The 23030-nt window shown below is 61.3% G+C and carries 21 protein-coding genes; 10 read left to right on the forward strand and 11 right to left on the reverse strand.

Annotation, left to right across the window (positions count from 1 at the left end; genetic code table 11):
- Nucleotides 1-3: 3 nt before the first annotated feature.
- Both AWB77_RS21775 and AWB77_RS21780 read left to right on the forward strand, forming a co-directional pair.
- Nucleotides 4-999 carry an SDR family oxidoreductase gene (locus AWB77_RS21775; protein WP_061136500.1) on the forward strand — a complete coding sequence of 332 codons (996 nt, stop codon included), beginning with the start codon at nt 4-6 and terminating at the stop codon, nt 997-999.
- Nucleotide 1000: 1 nt separating this feature from the next.
- Nucleotides 1001-2776, forward strand: a complete 1776-nt coding sequence (locus AWB77_RS21780; RefSeq protein ID WP_061136501.1) for a glycoside hydrolase family 15 protein — start codon at nt 1001-1003, stop codon at nt 2774-2776.
- Nucleotides 2777-3000: 224 nt separating this feature from the next.
- On the opposite strand, the gene AWB77_RS21785 is transcribed toward AWB77_RS21780, so the two are convergent.
- Together AWB77_RS21785 and AWB77_RS21790 are read right to left on the reverse strand one after the other, a co-directional pair.
- A complete protein-coding gene (locus tag AWB77_RS21785) occupies nt 3001-3375 on the reverse strand; it encodes a sensory rhodopsin transducer (RefSeq protein ID WP_061136502.1) in 375 nt (124 codons plus the stop codon).
- A gap of 347 nt (nt 3376-3722) precedes the next feature.
- Nucleotides 3723-3917 carry a CsbD family protein gene (locus tag AWB77_RS21790; protein WP_061136503.1) on the reverse strand — a complete coding sequence of 65 codons (195 nt, stop codon included), beginning with the start codon at nt 3915-3917 and terminating at the stop codon, nt 3723-3725.
- A 467-nt stretch (nt 3918-4384) separates the two neighbouring features.
- Here AWB77_RS21790 and AWB77_RS34605 point away from each other — a divergent pair, with 467 nt between their 5' ends.
- The 3 genes from AWB77_RS34605 (at nt 4385) to ligD (ending at nt 7170) form a co-directional block, all read left to right on the forward strand.
- On the forward strand, nt 4385-4582 hold the full coding sequence (locus AWB77_RS34605; protein WP_074168927.1) for a hypothetical protein: 198 nt from the start codon (nt 4385-4387) through the stop codon (nt 4580-4582).
- A 352-nt stretch (nt 4583-4934) separates the two neighbouring features.
- Nucleotides 4935-5213: a hypothetical protein gene (locus tag AWB77_RS21795; RefSeq protein WP_167354164.1), complete on the forward strand. Its 279-nt coding sequence runs from the start codon at nt 4935-4937 to the stop codon at nt 5211-5213.
- Between the two features lies 1 nt (nt 5214).
- Nucleotides 5215-7170 (forward strand): DNA ligase D, encoded by a 1956-nt coding sequence (gene ligD / locus AWB77_RS21800; protein ID WP_074168928.1) that lies wholly within the window; start codon nt 5215-5217, stop codon nt 7168-7170.
- 34 nt (nt 7171-7204) lie between these two features.
- Here the strand turns inward: ligD and AWB77_RS21805 are convergent, their stop codons facing one another.
- The 4 genes from AWB77_RS21805 to AWB77_RS21825 all read right to left on the reverse strand — a co-directional run bounded on the left by AWB77_RS21805 (nt 7205) and on the right by AWB77_RS21825 (nt 10237).
- Nucleotides 7205-7441 (reverse strand): hypothetical protein, encoded by a 237-nt coding sequence (locus AWB77_RS21805; RefSeq protein WP_061136506.1) that lies wholly within the window; start codon nt 7439-7441, stop codon nt 7205-7207.
- 115 nt (nt 7442-7556) lie between these two features.
- A complete protein-coding gene (locus AWB77_RS21810) occupies nt 7557-8528 on the reverse strand; it encodes an SOS response-associated peptidase family protein (RefSeq protein WP_061136507.1) in 972 nt (323 codons plus the stop codon).
- 57 nt (nt 8529-8585) lie between these two features.
- The gene (locus AWB77_RS21815) at nt 8586-8939 is read right to left on the reverse strand and encodes a hypothetical protein (protein WP_061136508.1); all 354 of its coding nucleotides are present in this window, start codon (nt 8937-8939) and stop codon (nt 8586-8588) included.
- Between the two features lie 1085 nt (nt 8940-10024).
- A complete protein-coding gene (locus tag AWB77_RS21825) occupies nt 10025-10237 on the reverse strand; it encodes a hypothetical protein (RefSeq protein ID WP_061136510.1) in 213 nt (70 codons plus the stop codon).
- Between the two features lie 299 nt (nt 10238-10536).
- On the opposite strand from AWB77_RS21825, the gene imuA reads away from it, so the two are divergent.
- From imuA to ocd, 5 genes are all read left to right on the forward strand, one after another.
- Complete coding sequence (gene imuA, locus AWB77_RS21830) at nt 10537-11259, forward strand: translesion DNA synthesis-associated protein ImuA (RefSeq protein ID WP_061136511.1); 723 nt, start codon at nt 10537-10539, stop codon at nt 11257-11259.
- Nucleotides 11183-12646 carry a Y-family DNA polymerase gene (locus AWB77_RS21835; RefSeq protein ID WP_074168929.1) on the forward strand — a complete coding sequence of 488 codons (1464 nt, stop codon included), beginning with the start codon at nt 11183-11185 and terminating at the stop codon, nt 12644-12646. Before imuA ends, AWB77_RS21835 begins: the two co-directional genes overlap by 77 nt.
- A gap of 33 nt (nt 12647-12679) precedes the next feature.
- A complete protein-coding gene (locus AWB77_RS37490) occupies nt 12680-13159 on the forward strand; it encodes a PHP domain-containing protein (RefSeq protein ID WP_374728711.1) in 480 nt (159 codons plus the stop codon).
- A 12-nt stretch (nt 13160-13171) separates the two neighbouring features.
- Nucleotides 13172-15898: an error-prone DNA polymerase gene (locus tag AWB77_RS21840; protein ID WP_374728707.1), complete on the forward strand. Its 2727-nt coding sequence runs from the start codon at nt 13172-13174 to the stop codon at nt 15896-15898.
- 285 nt (nt 15899-16183) lie between these two features.
- Nucleotides 16184-17251 (forward strand): ornithine cyclodeaminase, encoded by a 1068-nt coding sequence (gene ocd, locus AWB77_RS21845; protein WP_061136512.1) that lies wholly within the window; start codon nt 16184-16186, stop codon nt 17249-17251.
- 2 nt (nt 17252-17253) lie between these two features.
- Here ocd and AWB77_RS21850 read toward each other — a convergent pair whose 3' ends face one another.
- From AWB77_RS21850 to AWB77_RS21870, 5 genes are all read right to left on the reverse strand, one after another.
- Entirely contained in the window at nt 17254-17673 is a 420-nt protein-coding gene (locus AWB77_RS21850) for an Lrp/AsnC family transcriptional regulator (protein ID WP_061136513.1), read from the reverse strand.
- Between the two features lie 47 nt (nt 17674-17720).
- Nucleotides 17721-18893 (reverse strand): M20 aminoacylase family protein, encoded by a 1173-nt coding sequence (locus tag AWB77_RS21855; protein ID WP_061136514.1) that lies wholly within the window; start codon nt 18891-18893, stop codon nt 17721-17723.
- Nucleotides 18894-18902: 9 nt separating this feature from the next.
- Entirely contained in the window at nt 18903-20330 is a 1428-nt protein-coding gene (locus AWB77_RS21860; protein ID WP_061136590.1) for an amidase family protein, read from the reverse strand.
- Between the two features lie 52 nt (nt 20331-20382).
- Entirely contained in the window at nt 20383-21462 is a 1080-nt protein-coding gene (locus AWB77_RS21865) for a porin (RefSeq protein WP_063936535.1), read from the reverse strand.
- A 125-nt stretch (nt 21463-21587) separates the two neighbouring features.
- The gene (locus AWB77_RS21870) at nt 21588-22967 is read right to left on the reverse strand and encodes an MFS transporter (protein WP_082852710.1); all 1380 of its coding nucleotides are present in this window, start codon (nt 22965-22967) and stop codon (nt 21588-21590) included.
- Nucleotides 22968-23030 lie beyond the last annotated feature (63 nt).

A 23030-nucleotide genomic window follows, 5' to 3' on the forward strand; every position in this document is an offset into this window, starting at 1 on the left:
ACAATGCATAAGATAGCCGTCATCACTGGTGCTGGCGCCGGCGTCGGGCGCGCGGCCGCCGAGGAATTTGCCCGTCAAGGTTATGCGGTGGCACTGATTTCGCGCGACGAAGAGCGCCTCAACAGGGCGGCTGCTCAGCTCAAGGAGCGATTCGGCGTCCCGACACTCGCCATCCCGACCGATGTCGCCGACTCAAAAGCGGTCGATGCAGCGGCATCACGTGTGGAAGACACGCTGGGTCCAATTGATGTCTGGGTCAACGTCGCGATGGCAACAGCGTTTGCGCCCGTATCCGCGCTCACGGCCGAGGAAATCGAGCGCGGTACGCGTGTCACTTATCTGGGTCAGGTTCACGGGATGATGGCCGCCCTCTCACGCATGCGGACGCGAAATCGCGGCACCATTGTGAACGTCGGCTCGGCCTTAGCTTACCGGTCAGTGCCGCTGCAGTCAGTCTACTGCGGCGCGAAGTTCGCCATTCGCGGATTCACCGATTCGCTGCGCTCGGAAATTATCCACGACGGACTGAAGGTTCATCTGACGATGGTCGAACTTCCCGCCATCAACACACCGCAGTTCGACTGGGCGATGAACAAGATGGGCAAGCAAGCGCGCCCCGTGGCGCCGATTTTTCAGCCAGGGGTCGCCGCCCGTGCAATTTTCTTTGCGGCTACGCACCGCCGGCGGGAAGTATGGCTCGGGTTCTCGACTGTGAAGGCGATCCTCGCGAACCGGATCGCTCCCGCATTGATCGACCGCTATCTGGCGAAAGCCGGCTACTCAGGGCAACTCACCGACGAACCGCTACAACGCGATGCAACTGGGAACCTGTTTGATCCGGTGCCCGGTGACTACGGCGCGCACGGTCGCTTCGATGACCAGGCGCGCGAGCATAGCTGGGAGATGTTCACCGATCGTCATCGCGCCTTCTTTTGGAGTCTGGCCGGCATCGGCGCAATGGGGTTGATTCGGGCACTCACCAATCGGAGAGCTGACTGAGATGAGCTGCCCCATTGCTGATTACGCGCTTCTTTCGGACGGCGAAACTGCTGCCCTCGTGAGCCGTGACGGCTGCATTGACTGGCTCTGCTGGCCACGTTTCGACGACGATGCATGCTTTGCGGCGCTTCTGGGGCGATCCGAGAACGGATGCTGGACGATCTCCCCCGCCGAAGCGATTAAGCGCAACGTACGGCGCTATCAGGACGACACGCTCCTGATCGAGACTGATTTTGAAGTCGCCGACGGCGCGGTCCGCATCGTCGATTTCATGCCTGTTGGGATCAGTTCGCGCTCGGTGATACGGATCGTCACCGGTCTGCACGGCACCGTGAAGATGCGTTCTGAACTGCGCCTGCGCTTCAACTATGGCCAGCTCACGCCGTTGATCGAACGAGCCGACGGCGCCCTTCTGTCGTACATTGGCCCTGATCGGGTGACGCTGCGCAGCGATATAGAAATGCATATCAAGGACGGCGCGATACACGGCACTTTCGACGTCCAGCCCGGGGAGACCGTTACTTTCGTGATGGCTTACGGGCGGACACACGAGCCCGTCCCAGAATCGGTGGACGTCCAAGCCGCGCTGCGCACCACACAACGCTATTGGCGAGACTGGATCGCGAAGTTCGACGTTTCCCGCACCGCGTGGCCGCAGGCCGTCAAGCGGTCCCTGTTGACACTTAAGGCCCTCATCTATCGTCCCACCGGCGCCATCGTCGCTGCTCCGACGACCTCGCTGCCGGAGGCGCCCGACGGTCAGCTCAATTGGGACTACCGATACGCGTGGCTGCGGGATACCAGCTTTGCGATGGTCGCGCTGCTGAACGCCGGTTATCACGACGAGGCACAGGCTTGGCGCGACTGGCTCTTGCGCACTATCGCCACGGAGTCCGAGCACAGTCGGATCATGTACCGGGTGGACGGCGGGCGGCATCTCCCGGAGTGGACGGTCGACTGGCTTCAGGGTCATCGCTATGCAAAGCCCGTCCGTATCGGCAACGCCGCGGCCCATCAACATCAGCTAGATGTTCTCGGGGAGGTTGTCGATTGCCTGCACGTCGCCCGCCGCGGCGGTCTGGCTCCTGCTGGCGAAGAATACCTTGTGGAGCGACACATCGTCGAGCATATCGAGAAGGTCTGGCACCTGCCCGGCGCTGGTATCTGGGAGTCACGCTCAAGCCCGAAGCACTACACCTATTCGCGGGTGATGGCCTGGGTGGCGCTGGACCGTTTCGTCAACGGTCATGCGTGCGATGACGGCCGTGCGCCACTCGTCGAACGGCTTGAGTCACTTCGCGAGCGACTTCGTGAAGAAATCCTTCGCGAGGCCTGGAACGAGGGGGTCGGCAGTTTCACGCAGTACTACGGCGGAGAAGAAGTAGATGCCAGTCTTCTGTTAATGCCGCTCGTCGGTTTCATTCCCGCCGACGATCCGCGCATGTCCTCGACGATGGACCGGATCGCTCGCGATCTAAGTGAAAACGGACTCATCAGGCGCCACCCGAAAGATCCACGCGGTCCCGACGAAGGAACATTTCTCGCCTGCTCGTGTTGGATGGCGGATTGCCTGAACCTTCAAGGACGCAAGGAAGAAGCTCAGAGACAGTTCGAGCGCGTGCTGGCTGCCGCCAACGACGTCGGTCTGCTCTCCGAACAATACAACACACAGCGCGGCGAACTCGCAGGGAATTTTCCTCAAGCATTGAGCCATCTCGCCGTCATCAACACAGCCTTGGGACTGAGCGGACCGACGTTACAAAGAGGCGGCGGATAGACTTCTGGCTTCGGAAGACAAGCAGACGATTGCGCGTCGGTTGACAACCCTCATCGGGTTCGCGCGTTACACGCTATGACGCTTCCTGACATCAAGCAGACCTGTTTTGCTCGCTTTTTCAAGGATGAACGACGCTGCTTCGCACCGTCGGCAACGGCAGCCCGATGCTCGGTAGCTGGCTGAAGCCGACGGTCGAGCAGGTACATGTTTCAGCAGCAACCTCCTTAATCGGCGCCGTAGGCGACTGTGGTCAGTATCGCCAGCTCCGACTGCCGCGAGTCCAGGCGCGTATGCTGGATGACGACCGGTACGTCCGATGCAAACAAACTGGCATACTCGGTGCCCGTGGGAATTTGCTCTGGATCGGTAAGGTCGTTGAAGCGCATGTGCAAAGTTCGCAACGCTGGGACCGTGATTTGATAAGGACCGGCCGGCGCACGATCCTTGAAGAAAACTGTCAATTCTATATGCGCGTCTTGCTCGCCGGCGTTGAGGATGCAAGCCGCTTCATGACTGACAAGATCCGGTGTATCGCCAGTGCTTGAAGGCGGCAGATATCCCTCAGCGATAGCCCATCGTTTCTTTCCGATCGCATCCATGAAAACCTCCCGTCTAAGGTAATGGAGACACAATGCAGCAGCAAAAAGCTTACCTTATCGGGAAGTTAGGAGTATTGCTAAATTTCTTCATGTAAACTCATTGCTTGAAGTGACTTGTTCCCGCGAGCGTCCGACCCAGCGATTGTGATACGAATAAGTCGCACAAACCGCACCATTATTGGAGTAATGGTGCGAAGTTGAGAATATTGGCTATTCGACTTTTGGGTTGCCAGGTTCGCCAGAGGCCGAATTTGAATTCGATGAAGGACAGGCGCGAAAAAGCTCGCTCAAGGCGGGCGCTGAATCCGTTGCAAGCAAGCCGCGCATGCGGCTCGGCGACGATCAGGTTACGGCTTCGCCGTATCGTCAGTCGCGTCCTTCAAGTCTTCTTTGGCGTCACCGACGTCCTTGCGCACTTCGCCTTCGGCCTGCTGCGCGTCGCCCTTCGCTTCCTGCGCGGGCTCGTTCGTCGCCTTGCCGACGCCCTCGTTGATCTTGCCTTTGACCTTTTCCCCGACGCCCTTCACCTGGTCTTCATTCATGGTCGCTCTCCGGTTTGCCTGCGGCATGCAGGTACACCTGAGTCAGCGCAAGGAGGATGCCGCGTCGTAAAGGTCACTGGGCTTCTCCCACAAAACCCGTCGCGATTTTCAGCAGTGAAAATCCCCCTAACCACCCTGTTCCAAAAACCGCACCGTTGATAACGAGAAGTAATCACGGGTATTTTTTGCGCGGGTTCGAATAAGTACCTGCCTCGCATTTTGCTGTCAGCGATTATTTAATACGAACGGCCGGATTATTCTTCTGCCGTATTGTAAACCCTGATTAACATGGCAGTTGAATGCATGTTTTAATCCCTGCCCTGTCGACAAAAAATACACCGCGACAGAATGTTTCCCCGCGGAGTCAAGCGTTTCCTCAGATCACTATGAGGTCGTTGGCCCCTGCGGCGGGGCTACCAAATCGTTTCGCAAAAATAGAAATATCAGCATCTATCTGGGAGAGAGACATGCTAAGTCCCCATGAATTTGCCACGCTAATGCTGGTGAGCGCTGCACCGGATCAGATTGACCTTGATCGCGAAGAACTCGACATCCTGATGGAACGCCAGCTGGTCGAACTCGAACAACTCGCCTCAGGCCTTCCGCGTCCTCGATTGACCGTTGATGGCCGTGCCGTCCTGCAAGCCGTAACTCGCGTGCATTGACGCCCGCAGCGGCTATAAGGCTGCGGCCTTAGCTCTTTTTGCGCGTGTCTGCCGCTCGACAGCCGCGTTCGACCCACGATCGTTGGCGAGTTCTCGCTGCCGAATTCCAGGAGCAGCTGTGTCCACCGATCATAACTTGCTGCGAAAATAAAAAACCCGCTCGATTGAGCGGGTTGAATCCATATCGGTGGACATGGAGGAGACGAACTTAGTATAAACCCTTACGGCTCAACTGCAAGTCTTTTCTTCGACCTGCAGCAGATAGTCAACGGTTCGCTTTTCCGGGTTCCCTACGGGCGCAACGCTTGCGTATTTGCGGGAGAGAGGTGCCGCCATGAAAGCGACCGCGTTCTTGAAACAAGCGAAACGAGAAGCGCAACTCGTCGATGCGCTTCTCGTTGCGCGCTATGCACTCGTCATCCATGACGGCATGATGCTCGTGGGGGATGACGAACCACCCACGCGGTGGCGCGTCAGTTTCAGGACCGAGCTCGAGCGTATCGACGCGGCGCTCCAGATGGCGGGCATCGACACGCAGCAACCGCTTCGTCCGCCGATGCTCGACCGGAGCGATGGCGACGGTGACCATCAGCACGATGGCGACGGCGTGCCGCCGGACGCGAGCGAATGACATGGGGCGCTGGAACGGTTCGCGCGCGACGCGCGTACGCGCGCCCGAGACTGCGCCCGGCGAAATGCCGGTTCTCATTGAGCCTCAATTGGCGACGCTGGTCGAGCGTCACCCAGTCGAAGGGAAATGGTCCTACGAAATCAAGTTCGACGGCTATCGAATGCTTGCTCGCATTGAGTCGGGCGACGTCAAGCTGATCACTCGAAACGGACACGATTGGACTGAGCGCATGCCGCGCCTACGAGACGCGTTGGCGGACCTGCCGGCCGATAGTGCGTGGATTGACGGGGAGGCAGTCGTACTGGACGCCAGCGGCAAGCCCGACTTCAATTCCCTACAGAATGCCTTCGACCGGCGCAGTACGGCAGACATCGTCCTGTATGTCTTCGATTTGTTGTGGCTTAACGGCACTGATCTTCGTGAGCAGCCGCTCCGGACGCGCCGCGCCCTGCTTCACGAACTAATGCAAAGCGTCGAAAGCCCCCTGCTTCGCTATTCCGACGACTTCGCCGAGGATCCGGTATTGCTCGTAGCCTCCGCCTGCAAGATGAAACTTGAAGGCATCATTGGCAAGCGCGCGGACGCGCCGTATCGGTCGGGTCGCTCAAACGACTGGCAAAAACTCAAATGCAATCTCAGGCAAGAGTTCGTGATCGGCGGCTTCTCGCGTGTGAAGGGCGCCAAGACGGGCGTGCGCTCGCTGTTGCTGGGCGTCTACGAGCAAGACGGAACGCTCAGGTACGCGGGCCACGTTGCGCCTCATCTGACGCCCTCACGCGGTGCCGCATTCAGCAAGCGCGCCCAACCCTTACTTCAGTCTCAGCCCGCCTTCTACAACGCACCTCAACCCGAGCGCGATCGCGAGTTTTACTGGCTCGTGCCCGACATCGTGGCGGAGGTGTCGTTCCTGGAGTGGACGCCCAACGGCGAAATCCGGCATCCTGTATTCCACGCCCTTCGTGAAGACAAGCCTGCACGGGCGGTCACCGAAGAAAAGGTCGTTGACGATCCACAAGCAGGACATGTCGGCTCGACGCGGGAACGATCCGGTCCCCGTGGCACGGTCATCGTGGGCGACATTAAGATCAGCAACCCACAACGCGTGATGGATCAGGCCTCAGGCCGCACCAAGCTCGACGTCGTGCGGTACTACGATGCGATTGCTGAGTGGGCGCTGCCCTACCTCCACGCCCGGCCGCTTGCGCTCGTGCGTGCGCCCGACGGTATTGCGGGCGAACTGTTCTTCCAGAAGCACTCCGAGCGCGCGCGCATTCGCGGCGTGGAAGAGCTGCCCGTAAGCGTGTATCCGGAACACAAGCCGCTGCTGGTTGCCAACACTGCAGACGCGCTGGTCGGGCTCGCTCAGATGAGCGTCGTCGAAATCCATTCATGGAACGGCGTCGCGCCCGATCTGGAACATCCCGATCGCGTCATCTTTGATCTCGATCCCGATCCCGCCTTGCCCTGGTCAGCAATGCTGGAAGCCGCCTCACTCGTCAAGGTGGTGCTGGATGAATTGGGCTTGCGCTCATTCGCGAAAACCAGCGGCGGCAAGGGATTTCACATCGTCGTGCCGCTCACGCGCCGTCAGGGGTGGGAAGAAGTCAAGCTTTTCTCACAAGCGGTCGCACAGCACATGACGCGCGTCGTGCCGCAGCGATTCTCGGCCGTGCTGGGCCCGAAAAATCGAGTCGGCAAGATCTTTATCGACTATCTGCGCAATGGTCGAAGCGCCAGTACGGTGGCCGCGTTTTCGGTGCGCGCCCGCCCAGGCATGGCGGTATCGATGCCGATCTCGTGGGATGAGTTGAAGGACGTAAAAAGCGGCGACCAGTGGACGATGGCGCAAGCCATCCACCGACAACGCACGCTTGCAGCGGACCCGTGGGAAGGCTACTGGCGCACGCGGCAAGGCATCACCGCCGCGATGCGCCGGGCGATCGGCATGAAGCGCTAGTCAGGTAGCACCTCATGCCGGTGGAACGGACAAATCAGACCTTATCATTTGACTCACGCGCCTCGGTGCCCTTCAGTTCACCGTGCTTGTGTGAGTGCGTCGCCCCATATTTGAGTTCGAAGTGGGCGCCCTTGCCGCTTCGCGTCGGAGGAAAATGTTCGCCCTCGACACACGTGACTTCGAACGTATCCTTGCCATCGTCATGAACGACGGAATAGATGCCGGACACCTTGACGATCTCACCGGGCTTATACGAGTTGTCGCCTGCCATCGTTGCACCTCATCAGTTGGAGAACAACAACAGTCCAGCAAAACGTGTTCCGAATGGTTTCCGGCGAGCGGCTTCCTACCTACGATTACCCGCGCTTATCTGCGACTAATCCCATTCACGCGGCAAGTCGATGCTCGTAGTAAGGCCGGTCTCGGTCCTCGAGAATTGCATCGAGTGCGGCGAGATCGGACGCCTGCGGATTCAGCCAGGCATCGACATTCTCTCGCTTGATCGGGACGATGCATCGGTCGTGTCCGGCTGCTTCTACCTCGGCAGGCGGCTCGTCCGTGATGGCGGCAAACGATAAGAGATCCGGCTGACCGGGCGCGGTCCACTTGGACCACAGACACGCGACCATCAACAGCTGACCATTGTTGGGGCGAAACTCCAGGACGACGTTTTCGCCAGGCGCCTGCGGTCCGTCGTGCGTTTCAAACAGCGTGTTCTCGCACTTTGCTCTCGCAACGTTCTCGTAGAAGACGTCGACCAACATCAGGCCATGCGTGTAGCCAAAACACGGTTTCCAGAATTTCTCCAGACTATCGCGCCGGGCATTATATGTTCCGGGGTACTTAACATCGTAGTTCGCAGGCTTCCCCGCAATGCGACACTGGTAGCGCATCGGCTTGACGACATACTGCCCGTCTTCGACCACCAGCACGGGCGCATAGTAGCCGGGAAAGATGCGGGAGTCCCGCGGCTCTGGTTCAATGCGACCGAAGTCGGCCAGGCGCCGTAACGCCGCCTCGATTTTGTCCGTCGCGATGCGCTTGCTTTCGGTCGCCGCCTTGGTTATCTTCGTCTGCAGCGTGCGTTCAGCATCGGCCAGTCGCGTGCGCTGCTTGAAAAGCTCCTGCTCGACCTTGGTCGCCTGCTCCGCGTTGTATCGATCAATGAGGCTTTTGATCTGACGCTCATCATCGGTCTGAGGCTCTCGAAGGGCGTCTTCCATCGCCTTCGGGATTTTGGCCTTGCTGCCCTCGGCGCGCTCCCAGAACAGTCGCGCGAACTCGCGGATGTCCATCTGTGCGCCGAACATCTTCACGTAGCGGCGATAGTCGGCCTGGATCTGCGCTGAGTAACACATGCGTTAGGTTCCCCTCGTTTCGCGATGGCGGCGCTTCCAGGCACAGGGCGCGGAACGTCAGAGCGCCTCTTTGCACAGCGACAGCATCTTCTTGATGACGGTGCATGAATAGTTCAGTTGCATATCGTCCGTGAAGAGCGCCTGGACGTTCGACTGGCGCACCGCGATGCCGGCGCCCTTCAGATCCCGTTTGGCGATCTTGAGCGCCAGTTGGCCGAGCCGCACGCGCGCGAGCCAATCCATCCAGAGGCGATTGCGCCGAAGCCAGATGCGGCAACTTTCCACGACGTGATCGACTCGCCACTCGTACGTGAGTGAATGGGAGGCCGCCACGGTCGCGACCAGGAAGCACAGCAGTTCCGCGCGCGCGTCCGACGCATCCGCCACTTCGTTGATATCAGCTCCGGCCATGCTCGTTTTGTTTCGTCCTTTGCTTGGTTCCTATGCGGTTCGCTGCGTCGGGAACTTCACGTAGAACGCAACTACCTATCTTGCCCCAAAACCCCACAAACTGCTGGGGACGCACGCGAGAGCCCCACGGACAGCCCGTCGATATTGCTTCCAAGCGGGCGACCAGCGCGTGGAAGACTTCGCCGCCGGAACACTCAACGGCTCTGCTGGAATGCACATGCGGGCGCACACGCCGGATTCAACCAGTCTGCACAGCCGGCCGCTGCATGGCCCCGGGGAAGAAACCGATCCGCCCTGCCAGCGCGTAGCCATTTTTTGCAGGCAAGTCCCCAACAGCATAGTCGCTCCCCCACCGACGGTGACAGTGACGGTGACTGATACGGGAAACCGGGACGATGGACTGACGCCCGCGTTAGATGCCCCCGTGGCTGAACTCGCTTGACCTGCCGATGATCAGGCAGCACATCAGAGTTCCTGCGATGGTACGCGACGCTACTCCGGTCTGGAGGGGGAACTCGGTGAGCGAAAGAACGTATTGACTACGGCATTTTTGAGACGTCCAAGGCCCTCTGGTGGCGGTGCAAAGCCATCAAAGATCGCACCATGACAAGATCGTGCGCAAGAGTATCGTCCCTCTCCAGAAGCTCCGTTGCTGCGATCAATTCATTGAGTCGACCGAGTGACTGGTAATCGGTCAGTAGCGAATTTTCGATTTGTGCTTGCAGGAGCGGGATAGCGATGAGAATTTCATTCCGAGTCATAGACCATCCGGGAAGCAGCGATGGTTAGCTTCCCCGGACTGTCAGCAAGCAAAATGCCGTGTTCCGACCGCCTCTTCGGTCTATTCATTTGTTGATTCAGGGCCTTCGGAGGGTATTTCTACCCGCACATGATCGGGTTGGAAACCTTCGTCCCTTACTGCCTGTTCAACCGCTTGGGGACTAATACACCCGCTAATCCTTCCCACCTCGGCTCCCGCGGCGAAAAGGATCCCGGTCCATTGGCCACTAGAAGCACGGTAGATCTTCAGCGTGAGGGGGGCGAACTGGCGCATGGCGTTTTTCACGGCGATGGAAGGGCTGAGATCAGATGGTTTTCGGGCCTTGCAGTCGCTTTTCAATCGCCTTCCATCGTTCCAACTCCTGCCCCAGCATCAGAAGCGCATTAGACGCTGCTAAGTAGCCTTCGAAGGAAAGGCGAGTGTGGGCAATCCAGAGCTCGAGCAGGACCAGCTCCGCCTCCCGTTGGACGATTTCTAGCTCGACGGCTTCCAGGCAGACTGAACGATGGCTTTCCATATGGACAATTTTAGTTGTCGCGACAAGAAAAGAAATTAGGGGTTTCTGAACGCAGACCGAACGGCGCCGCAGCGGCGTGGCTATGCCCTAGTCATCTGGTCCTGCAGCAGGCTGTGCGCAGGCGCCCAAGGGAACATAGAAGAGCGTTTCACGCGCTTTCCCGGCGTTCCCGCTCGGTGGTTTGAGTCTAGCCGCCCTGCGCTAATCGACGATTTCCGTTTGCCTGCCAAAAAAAGGGCGCATACCGCGTTGCGAATTCCAAGTTAGAGTACTGTACATATATACAGTACTTATGCAAAATGGCGGCCCTGCCCAAACATGTCGAGTCCATTCACCCAGATCTCTGGCTCGGAGCGCAGTTGGCGCGTGCCCACGGTAAGACCGTCGACACCGGCTACGCGGCGTTGTCAGCGGAACTGCCCGGCGGTGGCTGGCCGCTTGGTGCGCTCGTGGAGTTGCTCGTTCAGCAGCCGGGAATTGGCGAAATGCGTCTGATGCGTCCGGCGCTCGCCCGCGTGGCTCAAGACACTCGGCGGCCCGTCGTGCTGCTGCAGGCGCCGCATGTCCCGAATGCGCTGGCGTTTTCGTACCTCGGCGTACCGCTGGACAAGCTGATGTGGCTGCGGGCGTCGAAAACGGCGGACGCCTTATGGTCCGCGGAGCGCGTGCTGCAGGCCGGAAGTTGCGGTGCGCTGCTGTTCTGGCAACAGCACATCCGCTCCGAGGCGTTGCGACGCTTGCATCTGGCCGCTCAGGCGACCGAGACGTTACTGATTTTGGTGCGGCCGCTTGCCAGCGCCCAGGATGCGTCGCCGGCGACCCTACGGCTTGGCGTGAGACCGGCAGAGGGCGGGATCGCGGTCGACGTGATTAAACGACGCGGCCCCAACCGCACGGAGCCATTGACCGTCACCCTACAACCGTCGCCGATCTTGCTGAGTCCCTATGGCCGTGTTCGTCGCCATTCACTTGCCCCGGCTTTCGCTGGAGGTGTTCAGACCGAGGTGGTCACCTCCGTCTGAGCACGGGTGCGTGGTGCTCGAGCGCGACAAAGTCATCGTGCTCGATGCGGCGGCGACAGACGCGGGCGTGCGAGTGGGGATGAAGCGCGGCGGAGTCACGACGCTCGCGCCGGAGGCGCTGATGTTCGACCGGAGCGCTGCGCGCGAACACGAGATGCAGCGCGAAGTAGCGATCGCGCTGCTGCGTTTCTCGCCACAGGTGGCGGTGTGCGAAGAAGAAACCATCGTTGTGGACGTCACCGCGAGCTTGCGACTCTTCGGCGGCATCCTGCGCGTATGCCGGGCAATCAAGGACGTCGTCAAGGCCATTGGCGTTACCGCGCGCATGAGCGTCGCGCCCACCGGGCGCGGCGCCTGGCTGCTTTCCAAGGCCGGCCGCCGGCGGGTGCTCAAGATGCGTTCGCTTGAACAGCATCTCGGCGCGTTGCCCTTCATGGCCGTACCTGAACTGCGCTCCTTCGCCGACTGGTTCAACGGGCTGGGCTGCCGCGTGCTGAGTGATATCCAACGCCTGCCCCGCGCAGGTTTGAAGAAGAGATGTGGCGTGGACCTACTCGATTCCCTGGACCGGGCCTATGGCCTGGCGCCTGAACTGCACGAATGGCTCGAACTGCCGCCGACTTTCAGCGCACGCGTCGAGCTGCCTGATCGCGTCGAGCATGCGCAAGCCATCCTCTTTTCCGCGCGGCGACTCGTCGTACAGCTCTGCGGGTGGCTCACGGCCCAGCAACTCGCGCTCACGCATGCGACGATCACGCTCGAACATGAACGCGGACGCCAGGCCATCGAACCGACGCTCATCGAGATCGCACTCGCTGAGCCGACCTGGCATGAAGAGCACCTGGTGCGTCTCTTGAAGGAGCGACTCGGGCGCATCGAGCTCGAAGCCGCGGTCATCGCCGTACGGCTGACGGCCTCGGAAGTGCGCGCGGCTGAGCCGCCCAGCGATTCGCTATTCCCCGAGCCCGGTGGGTCGGCACAAGACCATAACCGGCTGCTGGAACTGCTGGCAGCACGCCTGGGCGCCGAAAATGTTCTACGGCCAGCGCCCGCGCCCGATCATCGCCCGGAACACGCCAATCAGTGGGTGCCCGTGCAAAGCAACCCGAAGACGCCCCCCGCGCCTGATGATCTTCCGCGACCGACCTGGCTACTGCATGCGCCCTTGCGCTTGATGATCAAGAATCATCGTCCGTTCTACGGTTCGCCGTTGAAACTCGTGTCGACCGGCGAACGGATCGAAGCCGGATGGCATGACGGCGCGCTGGTAACGCGAGATTATTTTGTCGCGGAAGCGGACGATAAAAGCTGCTACTGGATCTATCGCGAACGGCCGAGCGTCAAGACCGAGGAAACGCGTTGGTTCCTCCACGGACTGTTCGGTTAAGCAGGTGTTGCCGTGGACTTTCCCTCATCGGGCCTGCCCGCTCTACCTGATTACGCGGAGCTTTTCGCATTCAGCAACTTTTCGTTCCTGCACGGTGCGTCGCATGGTGAAGAGCTTGTGCTGCGCGCGTCGCAACTCGGTTACGCGGGCCTGGCCATCACCGACGAGTGTTCGGTCGCGGGCGTCGTGCGCGCGCATGTTCAGGCCAAGGAAGAAAAGCTGCCGCTGATCATCGGCTCGTACTTTCGTCTGGTCCATGCGCGTCACGGTGCAGATAACGGTCCCAAAAACCGCCCCGCTGCTGGTCCTGCTTCTGGTCCCACTCTTGGTCCCACTTCTGGCCCCGCGTTTGGCCTGATCTTGCTCGCCCAAAACCGTGAAGGTTACGGCAACCTGTGCGAGCTCATCACGCTTGCGCGCATGCGGGCGACCAAGGGCAGCTACCTGCTGACACCCGACGATCTCGCGCGGCCGGAACCGAAGCACGCGCATTTGAAGGGCGTTCAAAACTGACTTGCGATCCTGGTGCCGGACTTTCCGGCGAATGAACAGACGCTGACTGCGCAGGTCGACTGGCTGCGCCAGGCCTTCCCGGCGCGTGCGTGGGTCGGGCTCACGCTGCATCAGCGCGCGATGGACGACATTCATCGGGGCATCGTCGAAGAGGTGGCGTTGAAAGCGGCAATACCGGTCGTGGCCATCGGCAACGTCGTCATGCACGTGCGCTCGCGCAAGCCCCTGCAAGACACGATGACCGCGATTCGCGTTGGCAAACCCGTGGCCGAATGCGGGTATGAGCTTGCGCCCAATGCCGAGCAGCATTTGCGTTCTCGCTTACGGCTCGCCAACCTGTATCCGCCGCACGCGATTGCAGAGACGTTGAGGATTCTCGCGCGCTGCAGCTTCTCGCTGGATGAACTGCGCTACGAGTATCCCGACGAACTGGTCCCCGAAGGCTACACGCATGAAGCCTATCTCCGGCAAGAGACCTATATTGGCGCCCACCGGCGCTTTCCTGCCGGCGTGCCACACAACGTGCAGCAACAAGTCGAGCATGAGCTGCAGCTTATTCGCGAGCTGCGCTACGAAGCCTATTTCCTCACCGTCTATGACATCGTGCGCTTCGCGCGCAGTCAGCACATCCTCTGTCAGGGTCGGGGGTCGGCGGCGAACAGCGCGGTATGTTATTGCCTGGGCGTCACCGAAGTCGATCCTTCCCGCGGCAACATGCTGTTCGAGCGCTTTATCAGCAAGGAGCGCGGTGAGCCGCCCGACATTGATGTCGACTTCGAACATCAACGGCGCGAAGAGGTCATCCAGTACATCTATCGGAAGTACGGGCGCGATCGCGCGGCCATCGCCGCGGCCGTATCGACCTACCGACCGCGCGGCGCGCTTCGGGAAACCGGCAAGGCGCTCGGCATCGATCCGCAGATCGTCGACAAGGTCGCCAAGAGCCATCAGTGGTTCGATCACTCGCAGGATCTGCTGCGTCGATTCGAGGAGTCGGGGCTGGATCCCGCCAATCCGCTGATCGCCATGTGGGCGAATCTGGCGGCGCAGATCCTCAATTTTCCGCGGCATCTGTCGCAGCACTCCGGCGGCTTTGTCATCAGTCGTGGCAAGCTCACGCGACTCGTGCCGGTCGAGAACGCGGCAATGCCGGACCGCAGCGCCATCCAGTGGGATAAGGACGACCTCGAAGCGCTCGGTTTGCTGAAAATCGACGTGCTCGCGCTCGGCATGCTGTCCGCGATTCGACGCACGCTCGATATCGTCTCTGAGCAACGCGGTGAGCGCTTCGAAATGCAGGACATCCCGGTGGAGGATGCGGCCACCTACGAGATGATCTCTCGCGCGGACACGGTCGGTGTCTTTCAGATCGAGTCGCGCGCCCAGATGAGCATGCTGCCGCGCATGCAGCCCAGAGAGTTCTACGATCTCGTAATCGAAGTGGCGATCGTGCGGCCGGGGCCGATTCAGGGCGGCGCCGTCCACCCCTACTTGCGACGGCGCCAGAAGCTTGAACCGGTCACCTATCCCAGCAAGGAACTGGAAATCGCGCTGGGCCGCACGCTCGGCGTGCCGAACTTTCAGGAGCAGGTCATGCAGGTGGCGATCCTTGCTGCAGGCTTTACGCCGGGCGAAGCTGATCAGCTGCGGCGAGCGATGGCCGCTTGGAAGCGCAAGGGCGGTCTGCAGCAATACTACGATCGCATCGTCGGTGGGATGCAGGCGCGCGGATACGACAAGGCTTTCGCAGAATCCATCTTTGAGCAGATCAAGGGATTCGGTGAGTATGGTTTTCCGGAGAGTCATGCCGCGAGCTTTGCCCTCCTCGTCTATGCAAGCAGTTGGCTCAAGTGCCATGAGCCCGCCGCCTTTCTGGCCGCGATGCTCAACTCTCAGCCGATGGGCTTTTACTCGCCCTCTCAGCTGGTGCAGGACGCGCAACGGCACGGGGTCGAGATGGCGCCGATCGACGTGACTATCAGTGGATGGGATTCCGTCCTCGAAAAGCGGCCCGGCAACGAGAAGCCCGACAAGCCGTTCGTTCGGCTCGGCCTTTCATTGCTCAAGGGCATGCGCGAGGGCGCCGCCGAGCGGATCGAAACCGCACGCGCCGTGAAGCCGTTCGCAAGCGTGAGCGATTTAGCACGCCGCGCGCAGCTCGATCGCCGCGACCTACAGGTGCTCGCGGCAGCGAACGCGCTCCGGTCACTGGCAGGCAACCGCCGTGAAGCGCTGTGGCAGTCTGCGGCCGCGGTGCCCGACCGCGGCATCCTGGCTGACACACGGATCGACGACGAAACGCCGACGCTCGGTGCGCCGTCGGAAGCGCAGGAGATCGTGAGCGACTACAACACCGCGGGACTGACACTTGGACGCCATCCACTATCGCTTTTGCGGCCGGCGCTGCTTGAGCAACGGCTCATGCCCGCTTCAACCTTGCGAACCTATCGGAACGGCCGTCTCGCGCGAGGCTGTGGGCTGGTGACCGTACGTCAGCGCCCGGGAACGGCCAAGGGCGTCATGTTCGTGACGCTCGAAGACGAGACGGGCAACGTCAACGTCATCGTATGGCCTTCGTTGTTGGAGAAACAGCGGCGTGAAGCGCTGGGCGCCGCGCTGCTCGCGGTGTACGGGACATGGCAATGCGAAGGGGAAGTCCGTCACCTGGTGGCGCAACGGCTCGTCGACATGACGCATCTACTTGGTGGCTTAACAACTGTCAGCAAGAATTTTTGCTGAGGCTTATGCGTTCACGTGACGCGACGAACGCTTGACCCTCGCTATCGCCACCGGTCTTGTTGCACGGCGGTTTTCAAGTTCCGAGCGGACGACTCCGTGATGGCAACCGCGGCTTAGCTTATCCACGCGATCGCGGTTTTCTATACGCGTGCCTACTTGAGCCTTATGGAAGAATCCACGGTACATGTTGCTCAGTCGACGTTCAAGACTGCGCACATTGTTGGCTATTGAGCGACGTGTCTTCTTGAGAAACTACTCTTGGTCAAACAGCCAGGAGTGTTCTCCATGCCATCTTCTCTTCCACCTATGCTTCACCTCGATGCTGACGACGTTGTGAACATCGTTCAGCGTGTCGGTCTCTCGCGCTGCATCGCGGGCATCGCCGATCGCATCGAGCGCGATTTCTGCCGCTGGCCGCAGTTCGACAAAAGCGCACGCGTCGCCTGCCATTCACGCGACGGCGTGATCGAATTGATGCCCATTGCCGATGATCGCGAGTTCGCCTTCAAGTACGTCAACGGCCATCCAAAAAACACGCAAGGGGGCCTGCCCACGGTGATGGCATTCGGCGTGCTCGCCGATGTCGATACGGGCGCGCCTCGCCTACTTTCCGAACTGACACTCACCACCGCGATTCGCACCGCCGCCATGTCCGCCCTCGCCGCGCGCGCGCTCGCACGGCCTGAATGCCGCGTGATGGCGCTAATCGGCAACGGCGCGCAGAGCGAGTTTCAGGCGATCGCGTTCCGCGACCTGCTTGGCATCCGCACAGTCCGCGTGTATGACGTCGATCCTGCTGCGACCGCGAAGCTCTTTGCGAATCTTGCAGAGCAACGCATCGAGGTGATCGTCTGCCAGAGTGCGAGGGAAGCGGCGCAAGGCGCAGATATCATCACGACCGTCACCGCCGACAAAGTCAACGCGACTATTCTCACGCCCGATATGGTCACCGCGGGCATGCATGTCAACGCGGTCGGCGGCGATTGCCCCGGCAAGACCGAACTTCATGCCGATGTGCTTGAACGCGCGGCCGTATTCGTCGAATACACGCCGCAGACGCGCATCGAGGGTGACATTCAGCAGATGGTGCCGGACTTTCCCGTGACGGAGCTGTGGGAAGTGCTGTCGAAGAAGGCACCGGGACGCACAAGCGATTCGCAAGTCACAGTGTTCGACTCGGTCGGCTTTGCGCTCGAAGACTATTCAGCACTGACCTTCATCCGGGACATGGCGATGGATCTCGGCATCGGCCGGAAGATTCAGCTAATACCCGCGCTGGATGATCCAAAGAATCTCTTCGGCTCCCTGGCAGCAGAATCTGCGCATGCGGCAACTGAAAGCGCGTTCGCGTAAGACTAGCGATAGCTCTTAAGCAGGATGCTCGTTTCCGTGTGGCGGATTCCCTTGATCAGTCGTACACGTTCGAGCACCTGCGATAATTCCGCGGGCGAACGCGCACGTAGCTCCGCCCAAAGATCCCAGCGCCCGTTGGTGTCGTGCAACGCAATCGCGGCTGGGTCACCCAACAGGCTTGCGATTACCTCGTGCGTGCGGTTGCCGTCGACCTGCACACCCATCCATGCCCGAATGTGGTCCGGCTCCGCTTCGGGCCGCAACTGGAGGGTGTAGCCCACAATCACTCGTTCGTCTTCCAGCTTGCGCAGCCGCGCCGTCACCGTCGCGCGCGCGATGCCGAGCTTTGCGGCAAGCGTGGCGACAGACGTGCGCGCATCGGCGCGTAGGAGCGCGATAAGCTTCTTGTCGATTTCGTCCATGATGCATGTACAAACGGGCAGCCTTGCCACCCGTTATTTGTGTCTTGTTAGTCTGTCAGATAGCGCTCGGCGAGCAGCGCCCAGTATGCGCCGCCGATGATCACATTGTCGTCGTCGAAGTCGTAGCCGGGGTTGTGCACCATGCAGCTTTCTTCGCCCGCGCCGTTCCCGATCAACAAATAGCTTCCCGGGCAATGTTCAAGCATCACGGCAAAGTCCTCGCTGCCCGTCAGCGCTTCTCCGTGCGGCGTGACGCGCGCGGCGCCAAGCAGCGCGACGCCGGTCTCGCACGCGAACGCAGTCTCGGTTGACGTGTTGACGAGCACCGGATAGTCGCGCTTATACTGCACTTGCGCCTGAACGCCGAAACTTCCCGCCTGCATCTCGACGAGCGAGCGGATCCGCGTCTCGAGCAGATCGCGCACGTCGCGGTCGAGCGCGCGCACGCTCAGCTCCATGCGCGCGCTGTCGGGGATGACGTTGTTCGCGCGCCCCGCGACGAGCGCGCCCACCGTGACGACGGCCGTCATGCGCGGGTCGACGTTGCGCGAGACGATGGTCTGCAAAGCCATGACGATGCTCGCGGCGGCCACGACCGGATCGGCCGCGCGATGCGGCATTGCGCCATGACCACCGCGTCCGGTGAGCGTGACCGTGACGTCGTCGCTCGACGCCATCATCGCCCCTTCGCGAAACACAAGGCGCCCCTGCTCGATGCCCGGCATGTTGTGCATTGCGAAGACGGCGTCGCAGGGAAACCGTTCAAAGAGCCCTTCCTCGATCATGATCTTCGCACCGCCCGGATGCTCCTCAGCCGGTTGAAAGATCAGATGCAGCGTGCCTGAGAACTTGCCCCGTTCCGCAAGATAGCGTGCGGCAGCGAGGAGCATCACGGTGTGGCCGTCGTGGCCGCATGCGTGCATGATGCCGTCGTGAATGCTTTGCCACGGACGGCCGGTCGCCTCACGGATCGGCAGTGCGTCGAGGTCAGCGCGCAGGCCCAGACGCCTGCGACCGCTGCCGCGCGTGAGCGTCGCGACGACGCCCGTTTTCGCGATGCCGCGATGCACGTCGTAGCCCCATTCACTCAGGCGCTCTGCGACCAGTGCCGAGGTACGTGTCTCTTCGAGACCGAGTTCCGGATGACGATGAATATCGCGCCGAAGCGCGATGAATTCATCCGCGTAGTCGCGCATCGATTTGAGGATCGGATGTGTCATCGCCTGCCCTCAAAACGCGAACGGCATGTGCGCACGTTGCTCGATCGCCTCGCCCGCCGCGAGGCACAGATCCTCCCGGTAGGCGCGCGACACGATCTGCACGCCCACTGGCACGCCGTCATGCAATCCGGTCGGCACACTCAGGCCCGGCAGGTTCAGCGCGGCGATCAGCTTGAGCGGCAATTGCGCATCGAGAATATGTGACATCGTCTCCGGTCCTTCCTGATCCATGCCCCACCTGAACGGCATTTCGAGCGAGGTCGGCATCAGCACGAGCGGATACGTTTCAAGGAACGCATTCCAGCGGCGGCGCAGGCGGTCGCGACGCGCAAAGCCCTGAATGTAGCGTTCGAGCGATGTTTCATTGCCGAAGCGCGCAAGCATCGAGCGCAGCGCATCGCGCGCGCCGTCGTCGCCGTCTTCGTCGACGGTCTGCGCAAAGCCTGTCGCAATCTCGGTCATCGCGATCGTCATCCAGATGTCGAAGCCTTCGCGCATGTCAGGCGGCGCAGCGCGCTCGACGATGTAGCCGGCGTCTTCGAGCCAGCGCGCCGCACGCTGCACTGCGTCGCGAACTCCAGGCGCGATCGGCAAACCCTCGATCTCGTCGACCAGCGCGACGCGCACCGGGCCGTCGATGGCTGGACCTGTCAACGGCGCGGGCACCCAGTTAGGGTCGCGCGTATCGCGCGCCGACATCGCTCCGAGACTTAGTTGCAGATCGCGCACCGAGCGCGCGAGCGGTCCCTGCACTGCGTAGAACTGCGCGGCGAACGTGCGCAACTCGCCTGAGCTTGGCGTGAACGAAGGAACGCGCCCCGCCGTGGGACGCAGGCCAGCAATGCCACATGCATACGCCGGATAGCGCACCGAACCCGCCAGATCGTTGCCGTGAGCGACCGGACACATGCCCGCCGCCACGGCCGCCGACGCACCGCCCGACGATCCGCCCGGCGTGACGTCGTCGCGCCACGGATTGAGCGTGCGGCCGTGCAGCGCGTTCTCTGTGAACCAGCGCATCGAGAACGCCGGGGTGTTGGTGCGCCCGACGATCACCGCGCCTGCATCGAGCAGGTTCGCCGTAACGGGGCTATGCGTCTGCGCGATCAGATCGCGCTTCGCGACGACGCCGTGCGTGGTCGGCTCGCCCATCACGTCGACATTACATTTGATCGTCACCGGCACGCCGTGAAGCGGACCGAGCGGCGCGCCCGCGGCGCGGCGCGCATCGGCTTCGTCCGCTGCGCGCAATGCCGCTTCGCGATTCACCTGCGTCAATGCATTAATGCGCGGATTGGCCGCGTCGATGCGTTGCAGGCAACTCGTCACTGCATCCCGGCTCGATACCACGCCGTTGGCAATCGCATTCGCGATCTGCCACGCATGCCAGCGCCAGATGTCAGTCGACAACGTCGCATCCTCAAAACCCTTTTGCATGTTTCCCATCGTTGAAGTCCTCAATGAAACAGAAGCCCGCGTCGGCCGCGCATCAGAAGAGATGCCGAACGCCGATTCGCGACACGAATTGCCGGCTAGTCGACGAAGGCGCGGTCAGCGCGATCGACGCCACCGTGCCCGGGCTGCTCGCCTTTTGCGCGTCGAGGTCGATGTAGACGTCGGTGCGCTTGGAGAGCAGATAGTCGAGGCCTGCCGTCGCCGTGTACCAGCGCGAGTCCTCGAAACGGTCGAAGGAGAGCTTTGCCGCGAGCACGAGATCGGGACGAACGTGCCAGTCGCCGCCGATATGCAGCACCTGATCTGTCGATGAGCGTCCCGCCAGTTCAAGACGCGTGTTGGTGTAGAGCGCGAGCGCAGTCACGCTGGCGAACGCATAGGACGCGCCGATGCCGAGGATGCGCTGCTTGTCGACGACAAACAGTGCGGTAGGCGCCACGCGCTGTCCCAGCACCGTCGGTGTTCCGAGCAGGCCGGCGAAAGTCGGCGCCTGGTTGATGTCGGTGAGCACGACGGCCGCCGAAAACGGCCCGTACGTGTACTGCACGTTCGCGCTGATCGCGCGGCCGAGATTCGTCGACGACGCGCCCGCGTTCTGCCCGAACGCGTACATCGCGCCCGCCTTGAATCCCGCGACGACGGGCGTCGAATACTGCACCGCATTATTCAGGCGCTCGCCCGACACGCGATCGAAGTCCGCGTTCTGCACGCCGTACAGTCCGCAGTTCAGGCACGGCAGATAGCGTTCGAGCAGCACCGTAAAGTCGTACTGCCGGCCCAGCGTGATCTCGCCGAAAGTTCGATGTCCGAGGCCTACATAGGCCTGCTTGCCGAACATTAAGCCGCCCTGTCCTAAGGCACCCGTGTTCGCATTGAAGCCGTTTTCGAGCTTGAAGAACGCGCGCATGCCGCCGCCGAGATCTTCCGAGCCCAGGAAGCCGAGGGCATTGGCCTTGTTGACTCCGTCCTGCATCTTCACGACCGAATGGCCGCCGTAGTTGTTAACGTACGTGATCCCGTTGTCGATGCTGCCGAACAACGTCACCGTCGATTGCGCATAAACCTGATGCGTGATGCCAGCCAATAAAAGCAGCGCTGCGATAGGACGTCTCACAGAAACGGTCTCCGTGGTTTTGATTGAAGGCGTTCAGAAACGCGAGCGCAGGCGCGCCCGCATCGGACGGCCATGACGCCGCCGAAGTGTGTTCGGAAATAGATGGATGAGTCGGACCGCGATGTTCAGGCGTGCTGCTGCGCCTCGTGGAGTTCCGCGCGTCGCTGCGTCATGGCTAGCACGCCGAGCGTACCGAGCAACACGCTCGCGGCGATATACCAGGCGGGTGCTAATCGGTCGCCGGTCATGCGGGTCAGCCATGCGTTGATGAGTGGCGCCAGTCCGCCGAAACACATCGCGCCGACGTTGTAGACGATCGCCATGCCGGTCGAGCGGATTTGCACCGGAAAGGCCTCCGCGAGCGCTGCGGCGGACGGGCCCCAGAAAAAGGCCATGAGCATCGCGCTGACCAGTTCAAAGCGAATCAGGTTCATCGTGCTCGGCGCGTTGACGAGCGAGGACAGAAGCGGCCACGCCAGCACACCGTACGCAAGCATCGCCGGCACCATGACACGGCGACGGCCGTAACGATCCGCGAGCAGGCCAGTAATGGGACACATCACGAGCAGCACGAGCGCGCCGGCCAGCATGCCAAGCTGTCCCGCGCTCGGGTCAAGCCCGAGCTGACTGCCGGCGAAGAGTGGAATGTAGATGAGCCCGACATATGACGAAGTCGTGCACACGGCGACGATCCCGAGCGTGCCGAGCAGTTCGCGCGGAAAGCGCTGCACGATCTGCAGCAGGGAGAGACGCTCGGCCCGCACATGGCGGCGTTGTTCGATCAGTGCGGCGAATTCGGGCGACTCGTCGACGCGCGAGCGGATGTAGTAGCCGATCGGCCCGATCAGCGCGCCGAAGAGGAACGGCAGACGCCAACCCCAGCTATCGAGCGCGGCGGGCGTCAGATTGTGCAGCAGCAGATACGCCGCTGCGCCGCCGAGCGCGAACGAAAGCGCCTGAGAGCACGCCTGGAAGCTGCCGATCAGGTTGCGGTGTCCGCGCGGCGCGTACTCCAGCAGCATGGCAGTGGCGCTCGCGAACTCGCCGCCCGCCGAGAACCCCTGCAACATGCGCGCCCCGACAATGATCACCGATGCCGCGATACCAATGCTCGCGAACGACGGCGTGATCCCGATCAGCAAAGTGCCGACCGACATCATCATGATAATTGCCGAGAGCGCGGCCTTACGGCCGGCACGGTCGGCACAGATGCCCAGCAGGACGCCACCCACCGGCCGCACGATGAAGGCGAGCCCGAACGACGCGAATGCGACCAGCATCATTGCCGTGCCGCTTTGCGGCGGAAACATAAGCCGCGAGATGATGATTGAGAAACTGCTGTAGATGCCGAAATCGAACCACTCGAGGCCGTTTCCGATGACCGACGAGACAATTGCGCGGCGACGGGCGCGCGGATCGATAGATGGATCTGGAGTCGTGCCTGGTCTTGCCGCTTGTGATGCCATTTTCGCCCCGTGACAGGTAGTCGAGAGGGTTCGCGCCATGTGCGGCGTCAAACCGTTGTCACGATCGTAGTTCGGTGCTTCTCAAGCTCCTAGCCAACAAAA

Origin of the sequence: Caballeronia fortuita (genome assembly GCF_001544835.2) — a bacterium.
GTDB lineage: Bacteria > Pseudomonadota > Gammaproteobacteria > Burkholderiales > Burkholderiaceae > Caballeronia > Caballeronia fortuita.

What these genes read in the sequence shown, in the direction of transcription:
- AWB77_RS21775 (WP_061136500.1), top strand. Translation starts at nt 4, where the DNA reads ATGCATAAGATAGCCGTCATCACTGGTGCTGGCGCCGGCGTCGGGCGC.
- AWB77_RS21780 (WP_061136501.1), top strand. Translation starts at nt 1,001, where the DNA reads ATGAGCTGCCCCATTGCTGATTACGCGCTTCTTTCGGACGGCGAAACT.
- AWB77_RS21785 (WP_061136502.1), bottom strand. Translation starts at nt 3,375, where the DNA reads ATGGATGCGATCGGAAAGAAACGATGGGCTATCGCTGAGGGATATCTG.
- AWB77_RS21790 (WP_061136503.1), bottom strand. Translation starts at nt 3,917, where the DNA reads ATGAATGAAGACCAGGTGAAGGGCGTCGGGGAAAAGGTCAAAGGCAAG.
- AWB77_RS34605 (WP_074168927.1), top strand. Translation starts at nt 4,385, where the DNA reads ATGCTAAGTCCCCATGAATTTGCCACGCTAATGCTGGTGAGCGCTGCA.
- ligD (WP_074168928.1), top strand. Translation starts at nt 5,215, where the DNA reads ATGGGGCGCTGGAACGGTTCGCGCGCGACGCGCGTACGCGCGCCCGAG.
- AWB77_RS21805 (WP_061136506.1), bottom strand. Translation starts at nt 7,441, where the DNA reads ATGGCAGGCGACAACTCGTATAAGCCCGGTGAGATCGTCAAGGTGTCC.
- AWB77_RS21810 (WP_061136507.1), bottom strand. Translation starts at nt 8,528, where the DNA reads ATGTGTTACTCAGCGCAGATCCAGGCCGACTATCGCCGCTACGTGAAG.
- AWB77_RS21815 (WP_061136508.1), bottom strand. Translation starts at nt 8,939, where the DNA reads ATGGCCGGAGCTGATATCAACGAAGTGGCGGATGCGTCGGACGCGCGC.
- AWB77_RS21825 (WP_061136510.1), bottom strand. Translation starts at nt 10,237, where the DNA reads ATGGAAAGCCATCGTTCAGTCTGCCTGGAAGCCGTCGAGCTAGAAATC.
- imuA (WP_061136511.1), top strand. Translation starts at nt 10,537, where the DNA reads ATGGCGGCCCTGCCCAAACATGTCGAGTCCATTCACCCAGATCTCTGG.
- AWB77_RS21835 (WP_074168929.1), top strand. Translation starts at nt 11,183, where the DNA reads ATGGCCGTGTTCGTCGCCATTCACTTGCCCCGGCTTTCGCTGGAGGTG.
- ocd (WP_061136512.1), top strand. Translation starts at nt 16,184, where the DNA reads ATGCCATCTTCTCTTCCACCTATGCTTCACCTCGATGCTGACGACGTT.
- AWB77_RS21850 (WP_061136513.1), bottom strand. Translation starts at nt 17,673, where the DNA reads ATGGACGAAATCGACAAGAAGCTTATCGCGCTCCTACGCGCCGATGCG.
- AWB77_RS21855 (WP_061136514.1), bottom strand. Translation starts at nt 18,893, where the DNA reads ATGACACATCCGATCCTCAAATCGATGCGCGACTACGCGGATGAATTC.
- AWB77_RS21860 (WP_061136590.1), bottom strand. Translation starts at nt 20,330, where the DNA reads ATGCAAAAGGGTTTTGAGGATGCGACGTTGTCGACTGACATCTGGCGC.
- AWB77_RS21870 (WP_082852710.1), bottom strand. Translation starts at nt 22,967, where the DNA reads ATGGCGCGAACCCTCTCGACTACCTGTCACGGGGCGAAAATGGCATCA.